We start from the raw sequence: 26,456 nt of genomic DNA on the forward strand, positions 1-26,456 counted from the left end.
AACGGCGTCGAAGCCGGGCCAGGCACCCGGAGCGGAGGCGGGGTCAGGGGCGGGGGAGTGGGGTGGCGGGGCCGTCGCCGACCAGGCGGAAGGCCGCCTCGCCGACCGGTTCCACCAGTCCGTCGGTGACCAGCCCGGCCAGCGCCCGCGCCCGCTGTACGTCGTCGCTCCACACCTGGTCGAGGCGCTGGTGCGGGACCGGGCCGGTGGTCTCCCGGAGCACTCCGAGCAGCAGCCCGCGCACCTGCCGGTCGGTGCCGGCGTACCGCTGGGGGCGTCGGGTCGGGCCGGCGGGCGCCTCCTGGCCGGAGGCCCGCCACGCGCAGACCGACTCGACCGGGCAGGCCGGGCAGCGCGGCGAGCGGGCCGTGCACACCACCGCGCCGAGTTCCATGAACGCCGCACTGGCCAGCGCGGCGGCGGCCGGTTCGAGCGGCAGCAGCTCCTCGCAGGCGACCAGGTCGGCCGGTCGGGTGGCCGGTCCGGCGTCCGGCTCGCCGGCCACCGCCCGGGACACCACCCGCCGGACGTTGGTGTCCACCACCGGGTGCCGTTGCCCGTACGCGAAGGCCGCCACCGCCCGCGCCGTGTACGTGCCGACGCCGGGCAGCGCCAGCAGTTGGTCCAGCTTGTCGGGCACCGCGCCGCCGTGCCGTTCCACGATCGCCACCGCGCAGTCGCGCAGCCGTACCGCCCGACGGGGGTAGCCGAGCCGCCCCCACATCCGGATCGCCTCGGCCGGCGTGTCGGCGGCCAGCGCGGCCGGGTCGGGCCAGCGGTCCAGCCAGGCCCGCCAGGCGGGCAGCACCCGGACCACCGGGGTCTGCTGGAGCATCACCTCGCTGACCAGGATCGCCCAGGCGCCGACCCCGGGCTCACGCCAGGGCAGGTCGCGGGCGTTCTCCTCGTACCAACGGCTGACCAGGGTGGCGAAAGTCGGTTCAGTCATCGCGTCGCCGATGATGTCACGCGGGACGGTCCCGCTGGATGGGCGACCCGGGCGGGGCGACGCGGCCCGCCGACGCGGATCGTGCAGAATGCCCGGATGAACGAGCTCGCGATCACCGTCATCGGCCGGGACCGGCCGGGCATCGTGGCCGACGTCGCCGAGGTGCTCGCCCGGCTCGGCGCGAACCTCACCGACTCCACCATGACCCGGCTGCGCGGTCACTTCGCGATGACCCTGATCTGCGTCGGCCCGGCCGCCGCCGAGGTGGAGGCCGCCCTGGCCCCGCTCGCCGCCGACGGCCAGCTGCTGGCCACGGTACGCGCGGTCACGCCCGACGGGGTGGCGGCGCGGGCCGGGGAGCCGTACGTGATGGCGGTGCACGGCGCGGACCGGATGGGCATCGTGGCGGCGATGACCCGGGTGCTCGCCGACGCCGGCGGCAACGTGACCGACCTGAGCACCCGGCTCGCCGGTTCGCTCTACGTGGTGGTGGCCGAGGTGGACCTGCCGCCGGGCAGCGCGGACGAGCTGGCCGGACGCCTCGCGGCCACCGCCGCCGAGCTGGGCGTCGAGGTGTCCCTGCGGCCGGCCGACCCGGACCTGCTGTGAGCGAGGAGGAGTACGCCGGCCTCGGCGACTGGACTCCGGAGACGCTGGCCCTGCCCGGCGAGGTACGTCAGGTGGTCGCCGCCCCGCACCCGGTGCTCAGCCGGCCCGGTGGCGCGGTCGACCCCACCGCGGTGGAGACCGTCCAGCTGGCCGCCGACCTGATCGCCACCATGCGGGTCTCGCCGGGGTGCGTGGGGCTGGCCGCCCCGCAGGTGGGCGTGGGCGCGCAGGTGTTCGCCGTGGACGTCACGGGTCACCCGAAGGCGGTCACCGTGCACGGCACCTTCGTGCTCTGCAACGCGCGGGTGGTCGAGGCGACCCGGTGGAAGCCGGGGCGGGAGGGCTGCATGTCGGTGCCGGACCTGACCGGGGACGTGAAGCGGGCCAGCCGGCTGGTGGTGGAGGCGGACCTGCCCGGCACCGGGAAGCCGGTGCGGCTGGTCACCGACGGCTTCGAGGCGCGCGCGCTGCAACACGAGATCGATCACTGCTCGGGGCTGCTCTTCCTCGATCGGGTCGCCGGCGCGCACGCCGTCTACCAGCGCAAGGTCTACCTGTGACCGGCCGCCGCCGGCTGTCGTGAGTGGAGGGTGGAGGCGGTGATCCGGGCGGTGTCCGGCGCGTCGCGACGGGTCGGAGTGGGGTGCGCCGCTACGGTGGGGGCATCATGCGTCTGACGGTCGGTCCCCTGCCATCCGCCGTGTACTGGCGGCGTCGCGCCGTGGTACTCGGAGCGGGGCTTCTCTTCCTGATTGTCCTGCTCTATTCCTGCAACCAGTCGGGGGACACCGCCACGACACCGCGGGCGAGGTCCACCCCGACGTCGCCGGCCGTCGATCCGGCACCGACCGGTTCGGCGCCCGCTTCCGGCTCCGCCGCACCGACGGCCACGCCGGAGGCGCCGGACTCCGGAGGCGGTCCGGCCGGGGATCCGGGTACGACCACCGCGCCGCCGGCCGCGCCGCCCGTCGTGCCCGCCGGCCCGACCGTGGTGGACGACGGCACCTGCACGGACGCCGAGCTCAGCGTGACGTCGCAGGCGCTCCCGTCCGAGGTGCGCCGGGGCGCCCTGGTCGACCTGACGCTGCGGGTCAAGAACACCGCCCAGCGGACCTGCAGCCGGGACGTCGGGGCCGACCTCCAGGAGCTCTACATCAAGCGGGGCGCGGAGAAGGTCTGGTCGTCGGACACCTGCGGCACCGGCAAGGGCTCGGACGTGCAGTCGTTCACCCCGGGCTTCGAGCGCTCCTACCAACTGACCTGGAACGGCAAGGACGTCAGCCGGTGCGCCGGCGGGGTGGCCGCCGGGCCGAACCCGCCCGCCGGGACGTACCAGGTCTTCGCCCGGGTCGGCACCAAGCTCAGCGAGCCCGTGAAGCTGGTCATCACCGGCTGACCGGACCGGTCAGACGTACCGCTCCAGGATGGACGCCTCGGCGAGCCGGGACAGCCCCTCCCGTACGCCCCGGGCCCGGGCGTCGCCGACCCCGTCGACGGCCTGGAGGTCCTCCACGGTGGCGCCGAGGAGCCGCTGGAGGCTGCCGAAGTGCACGACCAGCCGGTCGACGATCGCCACCGGCAGCCGGGGCACCTTGGCCAGCAGCCGGAAGCCACGCGGGCTGACCGCCGCGTCGAGGGCGTCGGAGGCGGCCGGGTAGCCGATCGCCTTGGCCACCGAGACCAGGTCGATCAGTTCGGTGGCGCCGAGCAGGTCCAGCTCGACCAGCGCCTCGTCCAGGGTGCGCGACTTGCGGCCGGTGGGCAGGTAGTCGCGGATGACCAGGGTGCGGTCGGCGTCCACGCCGGCCATCAGCTCGTCGAGCTGGAGGGCGAGCAGCCGGCCGTCGGTGCCCAGCTCCACCACGTACCCGGCGATCTCGTCGGCGATCCGGCGGACCATCTCCAGCCGCTGCACCACCGCGACCGCGTCGCGGACGGTGACCAGGTCCTCGATCTCCAGCGCGGAGAGGGTGCCGGAGACCTCGTCCAGGCGGAGCTTGTAGCGCTCCAGGGTGGCCAGCGCCTGGTTGGCCCGGGACAGGATGGCCGCCGAGTCGTCCAGGACGTGCCGCTGGCCGTTGACGTAGAGGCTGATGATCCGCATGGACTGGCTGACCGAGATGACCGGATAGCCGGTCTGTCGGGCGACCCGCTCCGCGGTGCGGTGCCGGGTGCCGGACTCCTCGGTCGGGATGGACGGGTCGGGCATCAGGTGCACGCCCGCCTGGACGATCCGGGTGCCGTCGCTGGAGAGCACCACGGCACCGTCCATCTTGCACAGCTCGCGGACCCGGGTGGCCGAGAACTCGACGTCCATCGGGAATCCGCCGGTGCAGATCTGGTCGACGACCTTGTCGTAGCCGAGCACGATCAGGGCGCCAGTGCGGCCCCGGAGGATCCGCTCGAGGCCGTCGCGCAGCGCGGTGCCGGGCGCCATCAGGGCGAGGTTCGCCCGCAGCGGATCGCCGGCGCTCCCGGCGCCCCCGGTCACGCTCACGCTGATCGGGCGGGCGGGCGAGCCCACGGCAGCGGTGCGGGCGTGGGGCGTCGCGCCGGCAGGCTTGGTGGTATCGCGGTCGATCGGCACGCGCACAGTCTACGGACTGCCGTGCGGTGGGTGCTGTCGTGGTTACTGTGATGTGTCACGGCGTCGGATCCCTGAAGTGCCGGCGGCTGTGCCGGGCCTGTCCGGTATGGCCCGCGCGGTCCGGCCCGGCGGCCACCGTCGGTCATTCGGCGGATGCGCGGGCGACACACTGTAGCGCCGAGCGCACGTCCGTGACCTCCATCACTCGCATGTTGTCCGGGCCCGCCCCGGTGCTGCCGGGCCCGCAGCCCTGCGGCACCAGCGCCACCCGGAAGCCGAGCCGGGCCGCCTCCGCCAGCCGGCGGGGGACCGCGCCCACCCGCCGCACCTCGCCGGTCAGCCCGACCTCGCCGATCGCCACCAGGTTGGGGGCGATGGCCAGGTTGAGCCCGCCGGACGCGACGGCCAGGGCGACGGCCAGGTCGGCCGCCGGCTCCACCACCCGGATGCCGCCGACGGTGGCGGCGAACACCTCCCGGTCGTGCAGCGTCAGCCGCTCGGTGCGGCGCTGGAGCACGGCCAGCACCATGGCCAGCCGGGCCCCGTCCAGCCCGGAGACCGTCCGCCTCGGCGAGCCGGCGACCGTCGCGCCGATCAGCGCTTGCACCTCGGTGACCAGGGCCCGCCGCCCCTCCATCGCGACCGTCACGCAGGTGCCGGGCACCGGCTCCGAGTAGCGGGTCAGGAAGAGCCCGGACGGGTCGGCGAGGCTGCTGATGCCCCCCTCGTGCATCTCGAAGCAGCCGACCTCGTCGGCGGCGCCGAACCGGTTCTTGACGCCCCGGACCATCCGCAGCGACGAGTGCTTGTCGCCCTCGAAGTGCAGCACCACGTCGACCAGGTGCTCCAGCACCCGGGGACCGGCGACCTGGCCGTCCTTGGTGACGTGGCCGACCAGCACGGTGGCGATGCCGCGCTCCTTGGCGACGGCGACCAGGGCGGCGGTGACCGCCCGGACCTGGGTGACCCCGCCCGGCACCCCCTCGGTGCCGGTGGTGGAGATGGTCTGCACCGAGTCGAGCACCAGCAGCCCCGGCTTGACCGCGTCGAGGTGGCCGAGCACCGCGCTCAGGTCGCTCTCGGCGGCCAGGTAGAGCTGGTCGTGCAGGGTGCCCATCCGCTCGGCGCGCAGCCGGACCTGGCTGACCGACTCCTCGCCGCTGACCACCAGGGAAGGGCTGCCCGCGCCGGCGGCCCACTGCTGGGCCACGTCGAGCAGCAGCGTCGACTTGCCGACCCCGGGCTCGCCGGCGAGCAGCACCACCGCGCCGGGCACGAGGCCGCCGCCGAGGACCCGGTCGAGCTCGCTGACCCCGGTGGGCCGGGCCCGGGCGGGGGCGGCGCTGATCGTGGCGATCGGCCGGGCCGGCTCGGCCGGCAGCCGGGAGCTGACCACCCGGCCGGAAACCATCGGCCCGGTCACCGTGCACTCGACCACCGAGCCCCACTCACCGCACTCGGGGCAGCGCCCCACCCACTTGGGTGGCTGGTGCCCGCAGGCGTCGCACTCGTAGGCCGGGCGGGGCTCGCGGGCGGCCCGGCCGCGGGAGGCGCCGGAGGCCGCGCCACCCCGTGCCGGGGTCGATCGGGAGGTGGTCACCACAGGACGCTAACCCCCTGGTACGACGAAACACCGCCGGCGTGGTGGTCACCACGCCGGCGGTGCCGACAGTTCCGTGCGGGGATCAGCCGCCGTGGCCGGAGCCGCCCTCCTCGCCACCGCCCTCGTGGCCGCCCTCGCGCTCGATGATCGGGGAGACCGGGGCGGCCGGGGTCAGCGGCACGCCGACCGGCGCGCCGGTCTGGATCGTCCTGCCGTTGCCGAAGTCGAAGGTCAGGTTGACCTGCTGGCCGACGCGCAGCGCCTCGGTCAGCCCGACGAGCTGGAGGTAACGGCCACCCTGCACGTTGAGCTGCACGTAGCTCTGCGCCGGGATCTCGAAGCGGGCCGGCTGGCCGGCCGGGGCCGAGGGGCTGGGGCTGGCCGTGGCGCTCTCCGACGGGCTGGCCGAGGCCGAGCCGGACGGCGACGGGCTCTCGGCGTGGGAGGCGCTCTCCGACGGCGACGCGCTCGGCGACGGCTCGGTGCCTTCCGGCGGGGGCGTCGAGCCCGGCTTGCCGGTGATCACGACCTCGCGCGCGCTGTCCGTGGTGACGGTCACGGTCACCGGGTCCCGCGTGTCGTTGTAGATCACGGCGTTGAGCGCGGCGTTCGCGCCGGTGCGCAGGCCCTCGGTGCCGGGGTACTCCACGTAGAGGCCGCGCACCTTGTAGGCGTTGTCCGGAGTCTCGACGTTGATGCCCTGGATCGACGGCGCCTTGTTGGCGGTCTCGGCCACCTGGCCGGCCCCGCATCCCGTCGCCAGCAGGGCGGTCGCCGCCGCCATGCCGGACAGCAGCAGGGCCGCCCGCCGGGAACCCCTGATCGAGCGCGTCACGTCGGTCCTCCTCGTCACGATCCCCACCCGGCCGTACCCCGGGCGCGGGGTGGTCATACCCGCGCAGACCGCGCTCCAGGGTAGTTGGGGCTGATCGACGGTCGCACGGCGACCCGGTATTGCCACCTGGCCGGGTGCCGGTCAGATCACCCGACCGCTCGCGACCAGCAGCACCACATCGATCAGGGCCACCACCATCACCGCCCGGAAAGCCGTCACCGGCCGTCCGCCGGCCTCGCCTGCGCCGCGCCGCCCGCCGTACCAGCCGAGCGGTGGCACCACGGCGGCGGCCGCCACGGCCGACAGGCCCAGCCAGGAAGGGGGCCCGGGCGGCCCGACGACCAGGGCGACCGTCGCGGCCAGCAGCAGCGCGGCGGCGGCGACCCGGCTGCCCGCCGGGCCGAGCCGGTGCGGCAGCCCGCGCACCCCGGTGCGCGCGTCGTCGGCGAGGTCCGGCAGGACGTTGGCGAAATGGGCCCCCGCGCCGAGGCAGGCCCCGGCGGCGACCAGCCACGCCGGTGGCGCGGGCGCGCCGGGCAGGGCCAGCACCACGAAGGCGGGCAGCGCCCCGAAGGAGACCGCGTACGGCAGCACGGAGACCGGGCTGGACTTCAGCGGCCAGTCGTAGAGCAGCGCCGAGACCAGGGCGATCGTGACCCAGAGCGCGGCGGTCGGGTTGGTGGTCACCGCCAGCAGCGGGGTCGCCAGGGCCGCGAGCACCGCGCCCACCGCCACCGTGCGCCGGCTCACCGCGCCCGCGGCGACCGGCTTGTCGGTACGCCCCACCGCGGCGTCCCGCCCGGCGTCCAGCGCGTCGTTGGTCCAGCCGACGGCGAGCTGGCTGGCCAGCACCGTCGCGGTGACCGCGGCGACGCCGGTCGGGGAGTGCCCGGCCCCCCACGCGAGCAGACCGGAGACCGCGGTGACCGCCGCGGACGGCTCCGGATGGCTCGCCCTGACCAGCCCTAACACCGTCGACGACATAAGGGAAGTCTGGTCGTTACCGGGGAGTCGTGCCACGCTCGGTCCATGCGGAACGGTCCCGTGTCCACTCCGCCGCGCGTCCTGCCTCCCAACGACCCCCGCCAGTACGACGACCTGGCCGGCGAATGGTGGCGACCGGACGGCGCGTTCGCCATGCTGCACTGGCTGGCCCGGTCCCGCGCCGCCCTGGTGCCGCCCGCCACCCGGCCCGACGCCCTGCTGGTCGACCTGGGCTGCGGTGCCGGGCTGCTCGCCCCGCACCTGGCCGGCAAGGGCTACCGGCACGTCGGGGTCGACCTGACCCGGTCCGCGCTGGAGCAGGCCGCCGCGCACGGGGTGACGGTGGTCAACGGCGACGCCACGGCGGTGCCGCTGGTCGACGGCTGTGCCGACGTGGTGGCCGCCGGCGAGCTGCTGGAGCACGTACCGGACTGGCGGCGCGTGGTGGCCGAGGCGTGCCGGCTGCTGCGCCCCGGTGGTCTGCTGGTGCTGGACACCCTCAACGACACCGCGCTGGCCCGGCTGGTGGCGGTACGCATCGGGGAGCGGCTGCCGACGGTCCCTCGGGGCATCCACGATCCACGGTTGTTCGTGGACGCTCGGGAGCTGGTGGCCGAGTGCGCGCGCCACGGCGTCCACCTGCGGATCCGGGGCATCCGGCCGAGCCTGCGTGGGACGCTGGCCTGGCTCGTCCGGCGGGCCCGCGGCCGTCCTTCCGGGACGGTCGACGGGCGGCAGCCCCGGATCAAGCCGACCCGGTCGGTCGCCGTGCTCTACCAGGGACACGGGGTGCGGCACGGGTAACCGGACCGCCCGGGGGGTACAGGGACGCAGGAGGGGGCGAGATGACGGTGAACGCGCTGGAGGCGGCCCGCCGGTTGGCGCCGCGGTTCGCCGCGCGGGCGGCACGGCACGACCGGGACGGCTCGTTCCCCGTGGACGACTTCGCCGACCTGCGCGAGGCCGGGCTCTTCGGGCTGATGGTGCCGCGCGAGCTGGGTGGGGCGGGCGCCACCTTCGCCGAGTACGCGGCCGTCGCCACCGAGCTGGCCCGGGGCAACGGCGCGACCGCGCTGGTGTTCAACATGCACGCCTCGGTCACCGGCGCGCTGGGCGCGGTCACCGAGGAACTGGCCGAGGCGCTGGGCGTACCCGACGAGGCGCTGGCCGCCCGGGACCGCCTGCTCCGAGCGGCGGCCGAGGGCTCCTGGTACGCGGTCGCGATGAGCGAACGCGGCGCGGGCGCGCGGCTGTCCCAGCTCAGCACGGTCTACGAGCCGGTCGACGGCGGCTGGCACGTCAAGGGCAGCAAGACCTTCTGCTCCGGCGCCGGGCACCCGGACGGCTATCTGGTGGCTGCGCGCAGCGCCGCCGACCAGTCGGTGGTCTCCCAGTTCCTGGTGCCGGCCGGCGAGGGGCTGACCGTGGAGCCGACCTGGGACTCGCTCGGCATGCGGGCCACCTCCTCGCACGACCTGCACCTGGACGTGACCGTCCCGGCGGACCGGCTGCTCGGTGGGGTGGAGGGGCTGGCGCTGGTGGTGGCCCAGCTGATGCCGCACTGGCTGGTGGCCAGCTACGCCGCCGTCTACGTCGGGGTGGCCCGGGCGGCGGTGGACGCGGCGGCCGAGCACCTGAACGCCCGCAACCTGGCCGGCCTGCCGGCGGTACGGGCCAGGTTGGGTCGGGCCGACGCGGCGGTGGCGGCGGCGCAGCTGGTGGTGGCGGAGGCGGCCCGCCGGGTCGACGAGGCCCCCGGTGACGCCGAGACCAACCGTTGGGTCTGGCGGGCCAAGCTGCTCGCCGGGACGACCGCGGCCGACGTGGCGGCGTCCGTGCTGGAGGCGGCCGGCACGTCGGCGACCCGACGGGGCCACCCGCTGGAGCGGCTCTACCGGGACGCCCGCTGCGGGTCGCTGCACCCCGCGACCTCGGACGTCTGCGCGGACTGGCTCGGCATCGCGGCGTTGGGCGGGGACCCGGATCGCGACGGATCGACCCCTCGTTGGTGAGGGCGAGGAGTTCGCCGGGTTTGCGAGCCCCGCAGCCCGAACGGAGGGCGGGACGGTGAGGGCGAGGAGTTCGCCGGGTTTGCGAGCCCTGCAGCCCGAACGGAGGGCGGGACGGTGAGGGCGAGGAGTTCGCCGGCTCGGCTAGCCCCGCAGCCCGAGCGGGAGGCGGCACGGTGAAGGCGGTGGGGGTGGTCGTTCCTGGGGCGGGGGCGGTCGCCGGGCGTGCAGTCGTGGACGAGAGGTGGGGGACATGGCCGTACCAGTGATCGCGGGACTCGGTACGGCACAGCCGCCGGGCGCCGCACAGGACGAGCTCTGGGAGGGCTTCTTCTCCCGGCACTTCTCCGGCACCACCCGGGCGCTGGCCGAGCGGATCTTCGCCAACTCCGGCGTGACCCGCCGGCAGGCGGCGGTGAACCCGCTGCTGGAGGACGTCTCCGAGTGGCCGACCGAGCGCCGGATGCGTCGCTACCAGGTCGAGGCGCTGCCGCTGGGCAAGGAGGCGGTGGGCCGGGCGTTGACCTCGGCCGGTCTCGCCGCCGGCGACATCGGGCTCTTCGTAGTCTGCTCCTGCACCGGGTACGCCACGCCGGGGCTGGACATCCTGCTCGCCCGGGACCTGGGCATGGCCCCCGACACGCAGCGGATGTTCGTCGGGCACATGGGCTGCTACGCCGCGCTGCCCGGGCTCGGCGCGGCGGCCGACTTCGTCACCGCGCGGGGGCGCCCGGCGCTGCTGCTCTGCGCCGAGCTGACCAGCCTGCACATCCAGCCGGCCAGCGCGCGGATGGACACCCAGCAGATCGTCTCGCACGCGCTCTTCTCCGACGCCGCGGTCGCCGCGGTGGTGGTCCCCGGCGCGGCCGGCCCCGGATCGCCCGGCGGGTACGCGGTGCGCGAGGTCACCTCGGTCACCGACACCTCCACCGCCGACCACATGACCTGGGACGTCACCGACACCGGTTTCCGGATGGGCCTGTCGCCGAAGGTCCCGCAGGTGCTCTCCACGCACGTTCGCGGGCTGGTCGACGACCTGCTGGCCCGCCACGGCACGGGCATCGCCGAGCTGGACGGCTGGGCGGTGCACCCGGGCGGCCCGCGCATCCTCAACGTGGTGGAGCGCGAGCTGGCCCTGCCGCCGGAGGCCCTCGCGGCCTCCCGGGCGACGTTGGACGAGCACGGCAACTGTTCGTCCCCGACGGTGCTGCTGATCCTGGACCGACTGGTGCGGGCTGCCGTGCCGCCGCGGCGGATCGTGATGCTGGCCTTCGGGCCGGGCCTCACCCTCTACGCCGCCCTGCTGGAACGTCGCGGTTAGGCTCGCCGGGTGGACGACCGGGCCGACGACCGGCTGCGTGGCGAGCTGCTGGCGGCGGCCGCCCTGCTCGCCGTGGCGGCGGGCGGAGCCTGGTGGTGGGCCAACTCGCCGGCCACCGGCCCGCCCGGGGTGTCGGTCGGCGCGAGCCCGGCACCGCGCGGCGTCGTCCCGTCCCGTTCGCCGCAGACCCTCGACGAGCTGCTGGCCGCCCACCCCGGCACGGCCGTCCGGGTCCACATCGACGGCGAGACCGGCCGCGTCATCGAGGCGACCGAGCTGCCGGGCGAGGGAAGCTACCTGACACTGCCCCGGTTCACCGACACTCTCTGGCGGGAGCACCTGACGCTGACCCCGGGTCAGGAACCGGTACGCCGGGAGTCGCTGCCCGACGGGGCGCGGCACCTGTTGCAGTACCGCTGCACCGGCCCGGGCGAGCTGCTGATCTCGATCGTCCGTGGCCCGACCACGGACACCGCCCGGACGACCTGCGACGGCGAGCGGGGTGAGCTCGACCTGTCCCACCCGATGGAGCCGGGGCCCGCCCTGCCCGCGCAGTCCGCGCCGACCCGGATCGAGTTCTCCGCCGTCGGCCCCCGGCCGGTCCAGGTGCAGGCGGAGCTCGTCGCCGTCCCCTGAGCCGAGCCTCCCGGTCGCGTCGCGTGATCGGCCGTGACCGTGCCGGGCCACGGCGGGCCCGCGACGCACGCTCCGAGCGGGGGTCAGCGGACCAGTCGGGCGAGGTCGGCGCGGTAGTCGCCGGCGATGGCCAGGTCGGGGATCACCCGCTGGACCGTGCCGGAGCGGTCGACCAGCAGCGCGGTGGCGACGCCGGGGCGGGGGTCGAGGTGCAGGGCCGCCCGTACGCCGCCAGCCGGGTCGGCGAGGGCGCGTACGGGGCCGCCGGGAACGGGGTCGGGGCCGACCGTACGGCCGCCGGTGACGGTGACCACCGAGACGCCGGCGGGTGCGGCGGCCTCCGCCGCGGCGACCTGTTCGGCGCAGGCGCAGGCGTCCACCAGGATGATCATCGCGGGCAGCAGCCGCCGCAGCGGCACCGGCGACTGGCCGGCGTCGACCAGGTCCAGCGCCGGCAGTGGCCGGCCGGTCAGCGTGCCGGGCGAGGTGGACGAGGGATACGGCAGGACGGTCGGCCGCTCGGTGCCCCGGGGCGAGCGGGGCCAGGTGACGGCGAGCAGGCCGCCGATGGTGGTGAGCAGGGCCACCACCAGGATCAGCACGGGCAGGGCGAGGGGTGGCCGGCCGTCGGCGCGCGGGGTCAGGCCCAACCGCCGGCGCCAGCGCGCGCCGGAGGTGCGGCGCCGCAGCTCGCGACGGAGCTGCTCGGCCTCTTCGGCCAGCGCCGACGCGTCGTCCGGTACGACCACCCGACCCCACTCCGGTGGCAGGTCGGGCAGCCCGTCGGACGGGCCGTGGCCCTCTGCGTCAGGCATGCCCATCGGACCCCCGGCAAAGTGGCTCGTGAGCGGACAGCGGTACCCCTCCAGCGTCCCGCACCGCCCCTCCTGCCGCCAGACCTGGGCGGGCCGGGCGCTGCCGGGCTACCATGGGAAAAGCGCATAGCCCGAGAAATCCACGCTCCGATCACCCGTACCGGGTTGTCATCCGTTCGTCACGGAGCGTGCTCGAACCATCGGTTTGACTGCCTGTCAAGCTGAAGAAATACCTCTCACAGGGCCCCTGAGCTGCGCCAACGGTCAGGACAGCGGTGAGACATCGGTGCCTGAGCGTGTTACCCTAGACACAGCGAAAGGGGTTTCGAACCTATGGTTTTCAGTGTCGGCGAGACCGTTGTTTACCCCCACCACGGGGCCGCACTCATCGAGGCAATCGAGACTCGGGTCATCAAGGGCGAGCCCAGGGAATACCTCGTCCTGAGGGTCGCGCAGGGTGACCTGACGGTCCGGGTGCCCGCTGAGAACGCCGAGATCGTGGGCGTGCGCGAGGTGGTCGGCGAAGAGGGCCTCGGCAAGGTCTTCGACGTGCTCCGTGCACCGCACACCGAGGAGCCGACCAACTGGTCGCGGCGTTACAAGGCGAATCTGGAGAAGCTGGCCTCCGGCAACCCGCTGAAGGTCGCCGAGGTCGTTCGCGACCTGTGGCGCCGGGAGCGGGAGCGGGGCCTGTCCGCGGGCGAGAAGCGCATGCTCGCCAAGGCCCGCGACATTCTCGTCGGCGAGGTCGCGCTGGCCGAGAAGAGCACCAAGGACGAGGCGGAGACGCTGCTCGACAAGGTGCTGGGCGAGGCCTAGTCCCCACAGCATCGTCGTACCCGTCCCGCAGCAAAGAAACCACCAGGACCGCGACGTGACCGCGCAGCTGAACCCGCGCGGTGACGTCGCGGTCCTCGTGCCTGCGGCCGGTGCCGGGGTACGCCTCGGCCCGGGCGCGCCGAAGGCGCTGCGCCTGCTGGGCGGCGAGCCGCTGCTGGTGCACGCGGTACGCCGGATCGCGGCCGCGCCGTCGGTGCACACCATCGTGGTGGCCGCTCCGGCGGCCGAACTGGATGCGGTCCGGCGGCTGCTAGCACCCGTGGCGCCGGTGCTGGTCGTGCCCGGCGGTGCGGAGCGGCAGGCGTCCGTGGCGGCCGCCCTGGCCGCCGTGCCACTAGGGCCCGACATCGTGCTCGTGCACGACGCCGCCCGCGCGCTCACCCCACCGGAGCTGGTCGAGTCGGTGGCCGGGGCGGTCCGCGCCGGGCACCACGCGGTGATCCCGGTGCTCCCGGTGGTCGACACGATCAAGGAGGTCGGCGCGGCCGAGGTGGTCCTCGGCACCGTCGACCGCTCCGCGCTGCGCGCGGTGCAGACCCCGCAGGGCTTCCGCCGGAGCGTGCTGACCGCCGCGCACGCCGCGGCGGGTGATTCGCTCACCGACGACGCCGGGCTGGTCGAGAAGCAGGGCGTACCGGTGTTCTGCGTGCCCGGCTCGGAGTACGCGCTGAAGGTCACCCGCCCGTTCGACCTCGCGCTCGCCGAGCACCTGCTGGCCGCCGGCCACTGACGCGTACCCTCGGCTCATGATCGTTCCTCGGGTGGCCGTCGGCACCGACATCCACGCCTTCGCGCCCGGCCGGGCCTGCTGGCTGGCCGGACTGCACTGGCCGGGCCAGGACGGCCTGGCCGGTCACTCCGACGCCGACGTGGTCGCGCACGCCGCCTGCAACGCGCTGCTCTCCGCCGCCGGGCTCGGTGATCTCGGCGCGAACTTCGGCGTCGACCAGCCCGAGTGGGCCGGCGCCTCCGGGGTGGCGCTGTTGAGCGAGTCGGCCCGGCGGGTCCGGTCGGCCGGCTTCGAGATCGGCAACGTCTCGGTCCAGGTGGTCGGCAACCGTCCGAAGATCGGGCCGCGCCGGGAGGAGGCGCAGCGGGTGCTCTCCGCGGCGGTCGGCGCGCCGGTCACCGTCTCCGCCGCGACCAGCGACGGGCTCGGCTTCACCGGACGCGGCGAGGGGCTCGCCGGCGTCGCGGTGGCCCTGGTGTACGAGGCGCCGACCGCCTGAGGGGGCCGTCAGGGGCGCCGGGACCAGGTCCAGGCGTACCCCTCGTCCTCGCACTCGCCGGCCGCGTCGCAGAGGTCGAGCGGGCGGAAGGTGTCCACCATGACGGCCAGCTCGTCGAAGAAGTCGACGCCGATGGAGCGCTCCGCCGCACCCGGCTGCGGCCCGTGGGTGAAGCCCGACGGGTGCAGCGAGATGGAGCCCTGCTCGATGCCGGAACCGCGCCGGGCCTCGTAGTTGCCGCCGGTGTAGAAGAGCATCTCGTCGGAGTCGACGTTGTGGTGGTTGTACGGCACCGGGATGGCGTCCGGGTGGTAGTCCACCTTGCGCGGGACGAACGAGCAGATGACGAAGTTCGGGCCCTGGAAGGTCTGGTGCACGGGCGGCGGCTGGTGGATCCGGCCGGTGATCGGCTCGAAGTCGTGGATGGAGAAGGCCCACGGGTACATGTGCCCGTCCCAGCCGACCACGTCGAACGGGTGGTTCGCGTAGACGTGCTTAGTCCACCCGCGCCGGTGGCGTACCAGCACCTCGACGTCGGTGCCGTCGACCAGCAGCGGCGCGTCCGGTCCCCGGACGTCCCGCTCGCAGTACGGCGAGTGCTCCAGGAACTGGCCGCGCACCGACAGGTAGCGCTTGGGCGGGCCGATGTGGCCGCTGGCTTCGACGGCGAGCAGCCGGGTGGGGGCGTCGCCGGTCGGCACCAGCCGGTGCACGGTGGAGGTGGGGATGATCACGTAGTCGCCGGCGATCGCGTCGAGCACGCCGAAGGTCGACTCCACCCGCAGCGTGCCGGCCTCCACGTAGAGGCACTCGTCGCCGGTGGCGTTGCGGTAGAGCGGGGACGGCCGGTCGGCCAGCACGTACGCGATCCGCACGTCGTCGTTGGCCAGCAGGTAGCGCCGGCCGAGGACCGGGTCCGCGCCGGTGCCGTCGAGCTTGTGGGTACGCAGGTGGCGCGGCTTGAGCGGGAGGTTCGGCACCCGGGTGTACGCCGGCGGGGTGAACTCCTCGGCGGCGACGATCGCGGTGGGCGCGTACCGGTGGTAGAGCAGGGACGAGTCGGAGGAGAAGCCCTCCTGGCCCATCAGCTCCTCGGCATAGAGGCTGCCGTCGGGCTGGCGGAACTGGGTGTGCCGCTTGCGGGGCACCTCGCCGACGCTGCGGTAGTACGGCATGTCGCCTCCCGTTATGTCCCGTTCTCCGGCCGGTGACGTCCGATAATCGGACGCTGTTGTCCGTTCCTTGTAGCGTCCCGTAGATTCTTGTCTCGTGTCAACGCAGGTGCCCCGCCTCTTCGCCGGCCTCGTCGACGACGCCGCCGTCTTCCCGCCCGGCAGCGCGTCCCTGCCGGACGCCGTCGCCGCGCACCGCGAGCACCGCGCCGCCTGGTACGCCGACATGGTCGGCCCGCTGCTGCTGCCCGCCTCGACGCTGCCGGCCCTGGCCGACCTGCTCGGCCCCGGCGAACGGATCGCCGTCGGCGTCATCGGTGACCTGCCGATCGGGCGGCTCGACGCGGCGCTCGCCGGGACCGACCCCCGGATCACCGTCCGTCAGGTCGAGGCGGCGGTCGCCAAGCGCGGCGAGGACCCGCAGCCCGGCCTGGCCGAGCTGCTGAAGCTCGCCGAGCGGCTGACCAATGTCGACGTCTACGCCGAGGTCCCGCTGACCTTCGGGCTCACCGGCGCGCTGGACACCCTGGCCGGGGCGCGGGCCGACGGGCTGCCGGTCGCGGCGAAGTTCCGCACCGGCGGACTGGCCGCCGAACTCTTCCCCACCCCGGTCGAGCTGGCCGCGGTGATCTGCGCCTGCCGCGACCGGCGCCTGCCGTTCAAGCTGACCGCCGGGCTGCACCACGCGCTGCGCCACCTCGACCCGGAGACCGGCTTCACCCACCACGGCTTCGGCAACGTGCTGGCCGCGACGCTCGCCGCCGCCCAGGGTGCCGAGGTGGACGCCGTCGCCGCCCTGCTCGCCGCGACCGACCCGCTGCCCCTGGTCGAGCAGGCGCGGGCGCGGCGCGACGAGGAGCGCCCGCTCTGGGTCGGCTTCGGCTCGTGCAGCATCCTGGAACCACTGACCGATCTGATCCGGCTGGGGCTGGTGAACGTGGGAGACGACCGATGAGCGAGCGCAGCGAGCGAATCAGCAGGCGCAGTGCGATGGTGCCTCATGGCGGCACGGAGCGGAGCGGAGTGGCGGCATGAGCTGGGTGACGGGTGCGGACGGTGCGCCGTACGGGGTGACCAACCTGCCGTACGGGGTGTTCCGGGCCGGCGGGCGCGGGCCGCGGATCGGCGTACGCATCGCCGATCTCGTGCTCGACCTGGCCGGCGCGGAGGCGGCCGGGCTGGTGCTCGCCGCCGGGGCGCTGGGCCGCCCCACCCTCAACGACTTCATGGCGCTGGGCCGTCCGCAGTGGACGTCGGTACGGCAGCGCATCGTCGAGCTGCTCACCGATCCCGCCCACCGGGCGGCGGTGGAGCCGCTGCTGGTCCCGCTCGCCGAGGCCGAGCTGCTGCTGCCGTTCGAGGTGGCGGACTACGTCGACTTCTACTCCTCCGAGTACCACGCCTCGAACGTCGGCCAGATCTTCCGCCCCGGCCAGCCACCGCTGCTGCCGAACTGGAAGCACCTGCCGATCGGCTACCACGGCCGCGCCGGCACGGTGGTCGTCTCCGGCACCCCGGTGGTCCGCCCCACCGGGCAGCGCGCCACCGCGCAGGGCCCGACCGCCGGCCCCTCCGTACGCCTCGACATCGAGGCCGAGGTGGGTTTCGTGGTCGGTGTGCCGAGCGCCCTCGGCGACCGGGTCGCCGCCGCCGACTTCACCGACCACGTCTTCGGTGTGGTGCTGGTCAACGACTGGTCCGCCCGGGACATCCAGGCCTGGGAGTACCAGCCGCTCGGCCCGTTCCTGGGCAAGTCCTTCGCCACCTCGATCTCGGCCTGGGTGACCCCGCTGGACGCGCTCGCCGACGCGTTCGTGCCGGCGCCGGAGCAGGACCCGCCGGTGCAGGACTACCTGCGCGACACCCCGCACCTGGGGTTGGACCTGCGCCTCGCGGTGGAGTGGAACGGCGAGCGGGTGGCCGAACCGCCGTTCGCGACCATGTACTGGACGCCCGCCCAGCAGCTCGCCCACCTCACCGTCAACGGGGCCTCGCTGCGCACCGGCGACCTCTACGCCTCCGGCACCGTGTCCGGCCCGGACCGCGGCCAGGTCGGCTCGTTCCTGGAGCTGACCTGGGGCGGCGCCGAGCCGGTCAAGGTCGGCGGCGGCGAGACCCGCACCTTCCTGGAGGACGGCGACACCGTCACCATCCGGGCCACCGCCCCCGGCCCGGACGGCACCACCGTCGCCCTGGGCGAGGTCACCGGGCGGATCCTGCCGGCCCGCTGAGTCGCGTATCTGCCGGTCGCACCGGCTGTGCGACCGGCCGGCCCTCCTGCCGCGTTTGATCGACCGGATTCGGTCACCACTCCACGCCGTCCCGTCCCGGGGCGGCGTGGGTCGTGACCGGCATGGCACATCCCAGCGGACAGGAGGTACGGGCATGGACGATCTCGTGGGCGCGGTCTGGCGCACCAGTAGTCGGTCGAATGATCAAGGGCTCTGCGTGGAGGTGGCGGACAACCTCGCACGCGACCGGGGTGTGGTCGGGATACGTGATTCCAAGGACCCGGACGGGCCGGTGCTCGTCGTCGGCCCGCCGGGCTGGACGGCGTTCGTCGGGGCGATCCGCCAGGGTGGCTTCCGCCCCTGACTCGCGCCTGATCCGCGCCGCGGGACCGCACCGGTGCCCCGATCCGGGGCACCGGTGACGGAAATTCCACCGCAGGACCCCCCGTGGCGCCCTCACCCGCCGTACCGTGGACGCCACGGGAGGTGTCATGTCGACGGTCACGGTCACCGAGTTCATCGAGGCGCGGGCCGACGACGTGTGGGCGCTCCTGGTCGACCTGCCGGTCCGGGCCGACTGGCTCTGCACCGTCGGCGGCGTGGAGTTGCTGACCCAGGGCCGGTTGGGGCCGGGCACTGCCTGGCGGGAGACCCGCACCAGGCCGGACGGCGGTGACCAGGCGGAGGAGTTCGTGGTGCTGGAGGCCCGGCCGCCGCACCGACTCGTGCTCAGCTCCCCCGGCATCGGGGTGGACTACCGGATCACCTGGACGCTGCGCACCGTGCGGCGTCGGGGCCGCGGCTGCACCGCGGTGACCGTGGAGCACCAGGCGGTGCCGATCGCCCCGTACGGGCGGGTGGTCGCGCTGCTCTTCGGCGGGCTGGCCGCGCGGGCGGTGGAGGGAGCCATCCGGCGCGACCTCGCCGACCTGGCCGCCGCCGCCCGGCGTGCCAGCGGCGCCGAGGCCGCCTGAACCGCCGCACCCCGCCGCCGCGACCTGCGCGGGGCGGCGGCGGGCTGCCTCGGTAGGGTGCCGGGCGGAGGTGTGCATGGGTGTCCCGAAGGGCCGGCGACGGATCACCGTCGCGGTCGCGGCGCTGCTCGCCCTCGGGGTCGTCGGCGCCATCGGCTACCGGGTGCTGGCCCCCGCCGAGGTCGTCACGCCCGCCCAGGACGACCTGCCGCCCCTGGACACTCCGGCGACCGGGGTGGTGGGTCGACTGCCCGCCGCGCCGCTGATCGTCGACGGTCGGCTCCGGGTGTACGCGGCGCAGCGCCAGGTCTACGCCGACCGGCCGGCCGACAGCAAGCACCGGGTCACCCCGTTCTGGTCGTACCGGCGGTGGCCGGCCCAGCTCAACGGGGTGCTGGTGGCGGGTACCACGGTGGTGAGCCGCTGGTCCGACGGGAAGATCGTCGCGCTGGACGGCCGTACCGGGAAGGTGGCCTGGCGGGCCGACGGCCCGGCGCCGGGGAAGGGCTTCCCGGCCCGGCGCACCGGCGCGGCCATCGTCTGGGACCCGCGGGGGATCTTCCTCGCGTCGGGTCCGGGCGGCCGGACGACGCTGGTGGTTTCCGGCGCGGGCGACCTGCGCGGGTACGCGCTGGCCGACGGGCGGGAGCTGTGGCGGGCCGCCGGTGACGCCGACTGCCGGACCGATCTCGGGACCACGGCCGCCGGCCAGGTCCTGTCGGTGGACGCCTGCGCCGGCCCGGCGGCCGTGGAGTTCCGCGACGCGACGACCGGCGCGGTGGGCACCCGCTGGCGTCCTCCCGGCGCCGGCCCGGAGCTGGCCGTCACGGCGCTGGGCTGCCTGACCCCGCGCTCGCAGTGCCGGGGTCTGCGCACCTCGGACGGCCAGGGCTGGCTGGTCGGCCCCGGTGAGCCGCGTCCCGCGCCGGCCCTGGGCGCCGCCGACGTCACCCTCTCCGGCGAGTTCGCCATCGCGGTCACCGACGGCGTGCTGACCGGCTGGGACGCGCGCACCGGAGAGAAGCGGTGGCGGCGTGGCGACCTGGGCGAGGTGCGGGTGATCGCGGTCGAGCCCGGCCGGGTGCACGTGCTGAGCCGGCAGCGGGACCTGATCACCCTGGACCCGCGGACCGGGGCGCAGCGGTCCCGCTTCCCGCTCACCCTCGGGCAGGACGGGATCGGCTGGGTGCCGGGGCTGGCGTACGCGGCCGACGGCTACGTGGCCGTGGAACGGTTGCGCGAGCGGGCCCGCCCGGACGACGACGACCAGGGGTACTTCCTGATGGCCGAGCCGGTCGTGCTCGCGGTGACCTGAGCGAATGACCGACGAATAGGACAAAAGCCGGCAAAAGTTGCATAGCATGCCGGTGTCGGTCCGCCTCCGATCGGGGTTGGCGGAGGCGGACCGGTCCCGGGCTCAGGCGAGCGCCGACTCCGCGGCCAGGAGGAAAGCGTCGTTCTCGGCCGGGGTGCCAATGGTGACCCGGACCCCGTCGCCGGCGAACGGCCGGACGATCACACCGCGCGCCTCGCACGCCTTGCCGAAGTCCACCGCCCGCTCGCCCAGCGGCAGCCAGACGAAGTTGGCCTGGCTGGACGGCACGTCCGGGACCAGCTTGCGCAGCGCCTCGGTGACCCGGTCCCGCTCGGCGACGACCAGCGCGCAGCGCCGCTCGACCTCGTCCGCCTGCGCCAGCGCGGCCAGCGCGCCGGCCTGGGCGGCCATGCTGGTGGAGAAGGGGGTGACCACCTTGCGTACGGCCGCGGCCACCTCCGGGGCGGCGACCAGGAAGCCGATCCGCAGCCCGGCCAGCCCCCAGGCCTTGGAGAGCGTGCGCAGCACCACCACGTTCGGCCGGTCGAGGTAGGTCAGGCCGTCCGGCACCTCCGGGTCGGTGACGAACTCGCGGTACGCCTCGTCGATGACGACCAGCACGTCCTCGCCGACCGAGTCGAGGAACCGGTCCAGCTCCGCCCGGCGCACGGCCGTACCGGTGGGGTTGTTCGGGTTGCAGACCAGCACCATCCGGGTCCGGTCGGTGACCGCCGCGGCCATCGCCGCCAGGTCGTGGCCGTGGCCGGCGTCGTTGGGCACCCGCACGCTGGTCGCGCCGCTGGTCGCCGCGATGATCGGGTACGCCTCGAACGACCGCCACGAGTAGAGCAGCTCGTCGCCGGGCAGGCAGGTGGCCCGGACCAGGTGCTCGGCCAGCGCCACCGAACCGCAGCCGGTGGCGATCCGGTCGGCGTCCACCCCGTACCGCTCGGCCAGCGCCTGGCGCAGCGCCACCACGCCCATGTCCGGGTAGCGGTGCGAGCCGGTGACCGCCTCGGTGACCGCCTCGACCACCCCGGGCAACGGCCCGTACGGCACCTCGTTGCTGGCCAGCTTGATCGCCTCCGGCAGGCCCAGCTCCCGGGCCAGGTCGGCGGGGCTGCGACCGGGCACGTAGTTCGGCAGCGCGTCCAGGTCGGCGCGGGTCAGGCGCAGCGCGGGCTGGTGACGTCCGGTGTCGGTCATGGGGTGTCTCCCGGGGAGTCGGCACGGTCGTGCGGGGTGGCGGGGGTGGCGGGGCCGCCGGGTTGCGGCAGCCGCACCACGACGGTCTGGGCGCGCTTGTCGTGCAGCGCCTGGCGCAGCGGGTGGTCGAAGAGGACCGAGACCGCGTCGACGAGCTGGAGGAGCAGGCCGAAACCGCAGCAGTACCAGAGCAGGGTGGGCATGCCCAACGTGCTCCACCGGCGGGTCGCCCGGCCGAAGCCGAGCGGCTGGTCCGCCTCGACGGGCACCGCCCGGATCCGCATCACCCGCTTGCCGAAGGTCTGCCCGCCGGCGGCCATCGCCGGCACCTCGTACGCGAACCAGAGCGCGGTGGCGATCACCAGGATGGCGATCTGGAGGCCGGCTGCCTGCTCACCGGGGGCCGGCAGCGGCGCGTTGGTGGTGTCGCCCGTGGTGGCCCGGCGCCACGCCTCGTCGAGGGCGGGCGAGAGCTCGCGGACGTACCGGTAGACGAACCAGCCGTTGACCAGCACGTTGAGCAGGAGGAGCAGTCCGAGGTCGATCAGTCGGGCGACCAGTCGGGCGCCGTAGCCGGCCAGCGGCAGGCCGTGCGGGCGGGGCTCCGGCGGACGCCCCGGCCAGGTGGGGTACGGCCAGCCCGGCGGCGGTCCCTGGGGATGGCCCGCGCCCGGGCCGGGCGGCAGCCCGACGCCGGGCGGGACGCCCTGGCCGTGCGGTGCGCCGGCACCCCCCGCGCCGGGGCCGGGCGGCGCCGGGAACCCGGTGGCCGGCGCGGCGGGTGAGGCCGGCGGCTCGGGGGCGGGCGGCGGCTCCGGCGGCGGAGGACCCTCGGGCGGGGTGACGTCGACCGGGACGGGCGCGCCGACCCAACCCTCGCCGTCCCACCAACGCCTGGTGGTGGGCTCGGCGGGGTCGACGTACCAGCCTGGTTCAACGCTCACCCGGACACCTTAACGACGACGGTGCGGGCGAACTTGTCGTGGAGGCACTGCTGCCAGGGCTTGTCCCAGAGCTGCCAGAGGCCGTCGAGGTAGCTGAAGCCCGGGATGAACGACCCGCCGACCTGGTGCACGAGCCACCGCTTCGCCGCGGCCTTGCGGTCGAGCTGCTGAGTCGGGTCGATCGGCACCACGCGCAGCTTCATCACGCGCTTGCCGACCGTCTGTCCGGTCTTGAACATCATCTCCACGTGGAACAGGTAGGTGACACCGAGGGCGAACAGGAAGATCGCGGCTTCCAGGGCCAGGAAGGGCAGCAGGAAGTCCGTGAACGGGTCCGACTCCAGGGTGCCGTCGGGCGCGGTGGCGGTCAGGTCCGGCGTCACCCAGACGAAGAAGGCGATCACCGCGGGCAGGATGACGACCATGCAGGCCGCCATGAGCACCAGCCCGTCGATCAGCACCGCCAGCAGCCGGTCGCCGAAGCTGGCCAGGGGCTGGCCGCTCGGAGCGAACGGCACCCCGGGCAGGCCGGGCTGGAACGGTGCGCCGGGCGGTCCCGCCGGATAGCTCGGCAGGCCGGAGTACGGGCCGGGCTGCGGCGGGACGGCGTACCCCTGGGGGGTGGGACCGGAGGGCGGCGCGAAGCCGCCGGCGGCGGGCGAGGGCCCACCGGCCGGCGGCGTCGGGTACGTCGGAGGCTGCGTCACGCTCGACAGTGTTACAGGTTGCCGCGCGCTTCCTGCTCCCGCTCGATCGCCTCGAAGAGCGCCTTGAAGTTGCCCTTGCCGAAGCCGAGCGAGCCGTGCCGCTCGATCAGCTCGAAGAAGACGGTCGGGCGGTCCTGCACCGGCTTGGTGAAGATCTGGAGCAGGTAGCCGTCCTCGTCCCGGTCGACCAGGATCTTGCGGGACTTCAGCTCCTCGATCGGCACCCGGACCTCGCCGATCCGGGCGCGCAGCTCCGGGTCGTCGTAGTACGAGTCCGGGGTGTCCAGGAACTCGACGCCGGCGGCCCGCATCGCGTCGACGCTGGCCAGGATGTCGTTGGTGGCCACGGCGATGTGCTGGGCGCCCGGGCCCTGGTAGAACTCCAGGTACTCGTCGATCTGCGACTTCTTGCGGGCGATCGCCGGCTCGTTGAGCGGGAACTTCACCTTGCGGGTGCCGTTGGCGACGACCTTGCTCATCAGCGCCGAGTAGTCGGTGGCGATGTCGTCGCCGATGAACTCGGCCATGTTCGAGAAGCCCATGACCCGCTTGTAGAACTCGACCCACTCGTCCATCCGGCCGAGCTCGACGTTGCCGACCACGTGGTCGACCGCCTGGAAGAAGCGCTTCGGCTGGATACCGGCGTCGATCATGGGCTGGCGGTCCACGATCGGGCCGCGGGCGACGAAGCCGGGCAGGAACGGGCCGGTGTAGCGGGACCGGTCGACCAGGGTGTGCCGGGTGTCGCCGTAGGCGGCGATGGCGGCCATCCGCACGGTGCCGTGCTCGTCGGTGACGTCGTGCGGCTCGACCAGGCCGGTCGCGCCCTGGGCGGTGGCGTGCGCGTACGCGGCGTCGACGTCCGGCACCTCCAGCGCGATGTCGGAGACGCCGTCGCTGTGCTTCGCGACGTGGTCGGCGCCGGCGGCGTCCGGGCGGACCGCGCCGGTCAGCACGAACCGGGCCGAGCCGCTGGTCAGCACGTACTGGGCGTGGTCCCGGTAGCCCTGCTCCGGCCCCCGGTACGCGACACAGGTCATGCCGAAGGCGGTGGAGTAGTAGTGCGCGGCCTGCTTGGCGTTGCCGACCAGGAAGTGCACGTGGTCGAGGCCCTTGACCGGGAACGGGTCCCGGGTGATGTCGTGGTCGACGGCGCCGACGAGGGCGTCGACGTCGACCTCCTCGGTCGACTGGGGTCGGTCGATCGCCTGGGTCATGGTGTCCTCCCTTGCGTACCGGCCGGCCTCGTGGGCCGCCGCGGTGTTTCCGGTGCTCTTGCCAGGAGGATCGCGGTGATCCGGCGCACTGGGCAACCGTCGCGGTTTCGGCTGGTCATCCTGCACATTCGGTAGGGTGTTGAAACATGAACGCTGGACAGGATGTACAGCTCGACGAACTGGACGCCAGGTTGATCCAGTTGCTCGCCGACGAGCCGCGGATCGGGGTGCTGGAGTGTTCCCGCCGGCTCGGGGTGGCCCGGGGCACCGTCCAGGCCCGGCTGGACAAGCTGGTCGAGCGGCGGGTGATCGGCGGCTTCGGGCCGGACGTCTCGCCGGCCGCGATCGGCTTCGGGGTGACCAGCTTCGTCACCCTGGAGATCAGCCAGCGGCACGGCCACGACGCGGTCACCGCCCACCTGGCGGCCATCCCCGAGGTGCTGGAGGCGCACACCATCACCGGCTCCAGCGACCTGCTCTGCCGGATCGTCGCCAGGTCCAACACCGACCTCCAGCGGGTGATCGACCAGATCGTCTCGTACGAGGGCATCCGCCGCGCCTCCACGATCATCGCGCTGGCCGAGCAGATCCCGTACCGCGTCCTGCCCCTGGTCCGCTCCGCCGCCGCGCCCCGCTGACGCCCCGCGCTCCCGCGCCGGACAGCCCCGGCGCCCGGCGCCAACGCGCAGAAAGGGCGGCGACACTCCGGCGCGGGGCCGGGGGAGTTCGGTGATCGTCGCTACCGTGTGCGGTGTGAAGGGCCTTGGCGTACGCGGCTGGTTGCTGCTGGGGCTCATCACCGTGGTCGTGCTCGCCGCCACCGGGGTCTGGAACCCGTTCCCCGCGATCTGGGACTGGGTCGACCGGCGGCAGCCGATCTCCGACCCGGACGTGGTCTGGCAGCAGCGCATCGGCGGCACCCCGAAGAGCGTGACCATCGCCGGGGACACCGTCGTCATCGAGCAGCGGACCCGGGTCGAGGCGCGCAGCCTGGCCACCGGCACCCAACTGTGGGAGCGCAAGGCGGACTGGGCGGCGGTGGCCGGCGGGACCCGGGACCCGGTGGTAGCCGTGGGCAAGCTGCTGGTCAAGGGGTACGAACTGCTCGACCCGACGACCGGGGTGGTGCGCCGGCGCGACGACGACGCGGTGGCCGTCTGGACGTACCGGAACATGCTGCTCGACGCGCACTGCGTCGAGCCGACCGACTGCACCCTGACCGCCTGGGACCCGCGCGGCACCCGACCACTCTGGACGGCGTTCCTGCCCGGGGTCAGCACCGGCCTGTTCGCCGACAACCCCAACCTGCTCGGCACCCGCCGGCTCACCGCGCCCCGGATCGACGGCGGGGTGGCCGGCCCCGAGTCGGTGCCGCCGCTGCTCGGCTTCCCGGTCGACGGCCGGGTGCACGTGGTGGACACCGCCACCGGGCGGGTGGTGCAGAACGTCGAGCCGGGGCGGGACGAGCGGCTCGCCGTGATCGGCGGCCGGATGCTGCGGATCAGCGCCGTCTCCCGGGACGGCACCTGCCAGTACGTCATCTCCGCCCGCGACCCGGCCACCGGCCAGGAGGCGTGGCGAAAGGCCGGGCTCAACCTGCGCACCGCCGACAGCGCCGGCTGCGTGCAGCGGGAGGACCCGCAGGGCGCGCGGAACGTGCTGATCGGCGTGGCGCCGGACGGCCGGGAGGCGGTCATCGACGGGTACGACGGGCGGCTGCTGCTCGTCGACGCGGAGGGCGAGAAGCTGCTCGCCGTCGACGACCGGTACGCGCTGGTGCGCACCGCCGACAAGGACACCGTCGTCGGCCGGGAACTGGGCGTCGACCGGGTCCGCTGGAACCGTCCCGCCGGCGACCGGGCGGGCGCGGCGCTCACCCCGTACGCGGCGATCGTCACCCAGGAGAAGCCGAACCGGCTGGTCGCGCTCGACCCGCGGACCGGTCGGGAACTGGTGGTGCTGCGGACCAGCGCCAACGCGCTGGCGGTCGGGCCGAACGGCATGATCATCGGGGAGGGGCGGGAGATCGGGTACGTCCGGTTCGGCGGTGGTGGCGCCGAGCCGCCGCCCGACGGTGAGGGTGTGCCCGACCCCGACACCGGGAGCTCCCCCGGCCCGGCCACCGGGGGCGGCCCCGGGGACCAGCCGGACTGCGGGCCGAAGCGGGAACTCTGCCCCGACCCGGGTGACGAGGACAAGTGAGCGCGGCGGGCCCGCCCCGGGTGAGAGCGGCATCCCACGACGCACCCGGCGGGTGCCACCGATCGACCGGT

At 74.5% G+C, this 26,456-nt stretch carries 28 protein-coding genes; 17 read left to right on the forward strand and 11 right to left on the reverse strand.

Going from position 1 to position 26,456, the window contains the following annotated elements; genetic code table 11:
* Positions 1–43: 43 nt before the first annotated feature.
* Positions 44–949: an A/G-specific adenine glycosylase gene (locus tag ACTMTB_RS00605; RefSeq protein ID WP_441142001.1), complete on the reverse strand. Its 906-nt coding sequence runs from the start codon at positions 947–949 to the stop codon at positions 44–46.
* A gap of 96 nt (positions 950–1,045) precedes the next feature.
* Between ACTMTB_RS00605 and ACTMTB_RS00610 the strand changes: the two genes are divergently transcribed.
* From ACTMTB_RS00610 to ACTMTB_RS00620, 3 genes are all read left to right on the forward strand, one after another.
* On the forward strand, positions 1,046–1,558 hold the full coding sequence (locus tag ACTMTB_RS00610) for a glycine cleavage system protein R (RefSeq protein ID WP_088959964.1): 513 nt from the start codon (positions 1,046–1,048) through the stop codon (positions 1,556–1,558).
* Complete coding sequence (locus tag ACTMTB_RS00615) at positions 1,555–2,118, forward strand: peptide deformylase (RefSeq protein ID WP_441142002.1); 564 nt, start codon at positions 1,555–1,557, stop codon at positions 2,116–2,118. Before ACTMTB_RS00610 ends, ACTMTB_RS00615 begins: the two co-directional genes overlap by 4 nt.
* Before the next feature lie 107 nt (positions 2,119–2,225).
* Complete coding sequence (locus ACTMTB_RS00620; RefSeq protein ID WP_441142003.1) at positions 2,226–2,954, forward strand: hypothetical protein; 729 nt, start codon at positions 2,226–2,228, stop codon at positions 2,952–2,954.
* Positions 2,955–2,963: 9 nt separating this feature from the next.
* Here the strand turns inward: ACTMTB_RS00620 and disA are convergent, their stop codons facing one another.
* The 4 genes from disA to ACTMTB_RS00640 form a co-directional block, all read right to left on the reverse strand.
* Positions 2,964–4,145 carry a DNA integrity scanning diadenylate cyclase DisA gene (gene disA, locus ACTMTB_RS00625; RefSeq protein WP_350797415.1) on the reverse strand — a complete coding sequence of 394 codons (1,182 nt, stop codon included), beginning with the start codon at positions 4,143–4,145 and terminating at the stop codon, positions 2,964–2,966.
* 142 nt (positions 4,146–4,287) lie between these two features.
* A complete protein-coding gene (radA, locus tag ACTMTB_RS00630) occupies positions 4,288–5,745 on the reverse strand; it encodes a DNA repair protein RadA (RefSeq protein ID WP_441142004.1) in 1,458 nt (485 codons plus the stop codon).
* An 85-nt stretch (positions 5,746–5,830) separates the two neighbouring features.
* Entirely contained in the window at positions 5,831–6,583 is a 753-nt protein-coding gene (locus tag ACTMTB_RS00635) for a hypothetical protein (protein ID WP_441142005.1), read from the reverse strand.
* A 141-nt stretch (positions 6,584–6,724) separates the two neighbouring features.
* A complete protein-coding gene (locus ACTMTB_RS00640; protein ID WP_441142006.1) occupies positions 6,725–7,567 on the reverse strand; it encodes a UbiA family prenyltransferase in 843 nt (280 codons plus the stop codon).
* Positions 7,568–7,612: 45 nt separating this feature from the next.
* Between ACTMTB_RS00640 and ACTMTB_RS00645 the strand changes: the two genes are divergently transcribed.
* From ACTMTB_RS00645 to ACTMTB_RS00660, 4 genes are all read left to right on the forward strand, one after another.
* Positions 7,613–8,371 (forward strand): methyltransferase domain-containing protein, encoded by a 759-nt coding sequence (locus ACTMTB_RS00645; RefSeq protein ID WP_210774208.1) that lies wholly within the window; start codon positions 7,613–7,615, stop codon positions 8,369–8,371.
* Between the two features lie 41 nt (positions 8,372–8,412).
* Entirely contained in the window at positions 8,413–9,579 is a 1,167-nt protein-coding gene (locus ACTMTB_RS00650) for an acyl-CoA dehydrogenase family protein (protein ID WP_441142007.1), read from the forward strand.
* Between the two features lie 250 nt (positions 9,580–9,829).
* Positions 9,830–10,897, forward strand: a complete 1,068-nt coding sequence (locus ACTMTB_RS00655; RefSeq protein WP_441142008.1) for a type III polyketide synthase — start codon at positions 9,830–9,832, stop codon at positions 10,895–10,897.
* A 9-nt stretch (positions 10,898–10,906) separates the two neighbouring features.
* Entirely contained in the window at positions 10,907–11,533 is a 627-nt protein-coding gene (locus ACTMTB_RS00660; protein WP_441142009.1) for a hypothetical protein, read from the forward strand.
* Positions 11,534–11,616: 83 nt separating this feature from the next.
* Here ACTMTB_RS00660 and ACTMTB_RS00665 read toward each other — a convergent pair whose 3' ends face one another.
* A complete protein-coding gene (locus ACTMTB_RS00665) occupies positions 11,617–12,354 on the reverse strand; it encodes a hypothetical protein (protein WP_441142010.1) in 738 nt (245 codons plus the stop codon).
* Between the two features lie 327 nt (positions 12,355–12,681).
* On the opposite strand from ACTMTB_RS00665, the gene ACTMTB_RS00670 reads away from it, so the two are divergent.
* From ACTMTB_RS00670 to ispF, 3 genes are read left to right on the forward strand one after another with little or no spacing between them, the layout of a single operon-like run.
* On the forward strand, positions 12,682–13,167 hold the full coding sequence (locus ACTMTB_RS00670; protein WP_088959974.1) for a CarD family transcriptional regulator: 486 nt from the start codon (positions 12,682–12,684) through the stop codon (positions 13,165–13,167).
* 55 nt (positions 13,168–13,222) lie between these two features.
* Positions 13,223–13,918, forward strand: coding sequence for a 2-C-methyl-D-erythritol 4-phosphate cytidylyltransferase (gene ispD, locus ACTMTB_RS00675; RefSeq protein ID WP_441142011.1), 696 nt, complete (start codon positions 13,223–13,225; stop codon positions 13,916–13,918).
* Positions 13,919–13,934: 16 nt separating this feature from the next.
* Positions 13,935–14,417 (forward strand): 2-C-methyl-D-erythritol 2,4-cyclodiphosphate synthase, encoded by a 483-nt coding sequence (gene ispF, locus ACTMTB_RS00680; protein ID WP_441142012.1) that lies wholly within the window; start codon positions 13,935–13,937, stop codon positions 14,415–14,417.
* 8 nt (positions 14,418–14,425) lie between these two features.
* Here the strand turns inward: ispF and ACTMTB_RS00685 are convergent, their stop codons facing one another.
* Complete coding sequence (locus ACTMTB_RS00685; protein WP_441142013.1) at positions 14,426–15,592, reverse strand: homogentisate 1,2-dioxygenase; 1,167 nt, start codon at positions 15,590–15,592, stop codon at positions 14,426–14,428.
* 94 nt (positions 15,593–15,686) lie between these two features.
* On the opposite strand from ACTMTB_RS00685, the gene ACTMTB_RS00690 reads away from it, so the two are divergent.
* The 5 genes from ACTMTB_RS00690 (at position 15,687) to ACTMTB_RS00710 (ending at position 20,109) form a co-directional block, all read left to right on the forward strand.
* On the forward strand, positions 15,687–16,544 hold the full coding sequence (locus ACTMTB_RS00690; protein WP_441142014.1) for a hypothetical protein: 858 nt from the start codon (positions 15,687–15,689) through the stop codon (positions 16,542–16,544).
* Between the two features lie 76 nt (positions 16,545–16,620).
* Complete coding sequence (gene fahA, locus ACTMTB_RS00695; protein ID WP_441142015.1) at positions 16,621–17,820, forward strand: fumarylacetoacetase; 1,200 nt, start codon at positions 16,621–16,623, stop codon at positions 17,818–17,820.
* A 154-nt stretch (positions 17,821–17,974) separates the two neighbouring features.
* On the forward strand, positions 17,975–18,184 hold the full coding sequence (locus tag ACTMTB_RS00700) for a DUF397 domain-containing protein (protein ID WP_210774230.1): 210 nt from the start codon (positions 17,975–17,977) through the stop codon (positions 18,182–18,184).
* A 127-nt stretch (positions 18,185–18,311) separates the two neighbouring features.
* Positions 18,312–18,794, forward strand: a complete 483-nt coding sequence (locus ACTMTB_RS00705; RefSeq protein ID WP_088959981.1) for an SRPBCC family protein — start codon at positions 18,312–18,314, stop codon at positions 18,792–18,794.
* Positions 18,795–18,870: 76 nt separating this feature from the next.
* Entirely contained in the window at positions 18,871–20,109 is a 1,239-nt protein-coding gene (locus ACTMTB_RS00710; RefSeq protein WP_441142016.1) for an outer membrane protein assembly factor BamB family protein, read from the forward strand.
* Positions 20,110–20,211: 102 nt separating this feature from the next.
* Here ACTMTB_RS00710 and hisC read toward each other — a convergent pair whose 3' ends face one another.
* From hisC to hppD, 4 genes are read right to left on the reverse strand one after another with little or no spacing between them, the layout of a single operon-like run.
* The gene (hisC, locus tag ACTMTB_RS00715) at positions 20,212–21,315 is read right to left on the reverse strand and encodes a histidinol-phosphate transaminase (RefSeq protein ID WP_441142017.1); all 1,104 of its coding nucleotides are present in this window, start codon (positions 21,313–21,315) and stop codon (positions 20,212–20,214) included.
* Positions 21,312–22,259, reverse strand: coding sequence for an RDD family protein (locus ACTMTB_RS00720; RefSeq protein ID WP_441142018.1), 948 nt, complete (start codon positions 22,257–22,259; stop codon positions 21,312–21,314). Before ACTMTB_RS00720 ends, hisC begins: the two co-directional genes overlap by 4 nt.
* Positions 22,256–22,966, reverse strand: coding sequence for an RDD family protein (locus ACTMTB_RS00725; RefSeq protein ID WP_441142019.1), 711 nt, complete (start codon positions 22,964–22,966; stop codon positions 22,256–22,258). Before ACTMTB_RS00725 ends, ACTMTB_RS00720 begins: the two co-directional genes overlap by 4 nt.
* Positions 22,967–22,977: 11 nt before the next feature.
* Positions 22,978–24,183 carry a 4-hydroxyphenylpyruvate dioxygenase gene (gene hppD, locus ACTMTB_RS00730; RefSeq protein ID WP_154941418.1) on the reverse strand — a complete coding sequence of 402 codons (1,206 nt, stop codon included), beginning with the start codon at positions 24,181–24,183 and terminating at the stop codon, positions 22,978–22,980.
* Between the two features lie 146 nt (positions 24,184–24,329).
* Here hppD and ACTMTB_RS00735 point away from each other — a divergent pair, with 146 nt between their 5' ends.
* Positions 24,330–24,821, forward strand: a complete 492-nt coding sequence (locus ACTMTB_RS00735; RefSeq protein WP_154941420.1) for an Lrp/AsnC family transcriptional regulator — start codon at positions 24,330–24,332, stop codon at positions 24,819–24,821.
* Positions 24,822–24,978: 157 nt separating this feature from the next.
* Complete coding sequence (locus ACTMTB_RS00740) at positions 24,979–26,385, forward strand: hypothetical protein (RefSeq protein ID WP_441142596.1); 1,407 nt, start codon at positions 24,979–24,981, stop codon at positions 26,383–26,385.
* Positions 26,386–26,456 lie beyond the last annotated feature (71 nt).

The sequence above is a fragment of the Micromonospora sp. L32 genome, assembly GCF_052068055.1.
In the GTDB taxonomy this organism is placed as follows: Bacteria; Actinomycetota; Actinomycetes; order Mycobacteriales; family Micromonosporaceae; genus Micromonospora; species Micromonospora purpureochromogenes.

What these genes read in the sequence shown, in the direction of transcription:
- ACTMTB_RS00605 (WP_441142001.1), bottom strand. Translation starts at nt 949, where the DNA reads ATGACTGAACCGACTTTCGCCACCCTGGTCAGCCGTTGGTACGAGGAG.
- ACTMTB_RS00610 (WP_088959964.1), top strand. Translation starts at nt 1,046, where the DNA reads ATGAACGAGCTCGCGATCACCGTCATCGGCCGGGACCGGCCGGGCATC.
- ACTMTB_RS00620 (WP_441142003.1), top strand. Translation starts at nt 2,226, where the DNA reads ATGCGTCTGACGGTCGGTCCCCTGCCATCCGCCGTGTACTGGCGGCGT.
- ACTMTB_RS00640 (WP_441142006.1), bottom strand. Translation starts at nt 7,567, where the DNA reads ATGTCGTCGACGGTGTTAGGGCTGGTCAGGGCGAGCCATCCGGAGCCG.
- ACTMTB_RS00645 (WP_210774208.1), top strand. Translation starts at nt 7,613, where the DNA reads ATGCGGAACGGTCCCGTGTCCACTCCGCCGCGCGTCCTGCCTCCCAAC.
- ACTMTB_RS00650 (WP_441142007.1), top strand. Translation starts at nt 8,413, where the DNA reads ATGACGGTGAACGCGCTGGAGGCGGCCCGCCGGTTGGCGCCGCGGTTC.
- ACTMTB_RS00655 (WP_441142008.1), top strand. Translation starts at nt 9,830, where the DNA reads ATGGCCGTACCAGTGATCGCGGGACTCGGTACGGCACAGCCGCCGGGC.
- ACTMTB_RS00665 (WP_441142010.1), bottom strand. Translation starts at nt 12,354, where the DNA reads ATGGGCATGCCTGACGCAGAGGGCCACGGCCCGTCCGACGGGCTGCCC.
- ACTMTB_RS00670 (WP_088959974.1), top strand. Translation starts at nt 12,682, where the DNA reads ATGGTTTTCAGTGTCGGCGAGACCGTTGTTTACCCCCACCACGGGGCC.
- ispF (WP_441142012.1), top strand. Translation starts at nt 13,935, where the DNA reads ATGATCGTTCCTCGGGTGGCCGTCGGCACCGACATCCACGCCTTCGCG.
- ACTMTB_RS00685 (WP_441142013.1), bottom strand. Translation starts at nt 15,592, where the DNA reads ATGCCGTACTACCGCAGCGTCGGCGAGGTGCCCCGCAAGCGGCACACC.
- fahA (WP_441142015.1), top strand. Translation starts at nt 16,621, where the DNA reads ATGAGCTGGGTGACGGGTGCGGACGGTGCGCCGTACGGGGTGACCAAC.
- ACTMTB_RS00700 (WP_210774230.1), top strand. Translation starts at nt 17,975, where the DNA reads ATGGACGATCTCGTGGGCGCGGTCTGGCGCACCAGTAGTCGGTCGAAT.
- ACTMTB_RS00705 (WP_088959981.1), top strand. Translation starts at nt 18,312, where the DNA reads ATGTCGACGGTCACGGTCACCGAGTTCATCGAGGCGCGGGCCGACGAC.
- ACTMTB_RS00710 (WP_441142016.1), top strand. Translation starts at nt 18,871, where the DNA reads ATGGGTGTCCCGAAGGGCCGGCGACGGATCACCGTCGCGGTCGCGGCG.
- hisC (WP_441142017.1), bottom strand. Translation starts at nt 21,315, where the DNA reads ATGACCGACACCGGACGTCACCAGCCCGCGCTGCGCCTGACCCGCGCC.
- hppD (WP_154941418.1), bottom strand. Translation starts at nt 24,183, where the DNA reads ATGACCCAGGCGATCGACCGACCCCAGTCGACCGAGGAGGTCGACGTC.
- ACTMTB_RS00735 (WP_154941420.1), top strand. Translation starts at nt 24,330, where the DNA reads ATGAACGCTGGACAGGATGTACAGCTCGACGAACTGGACGCCAGGTTG.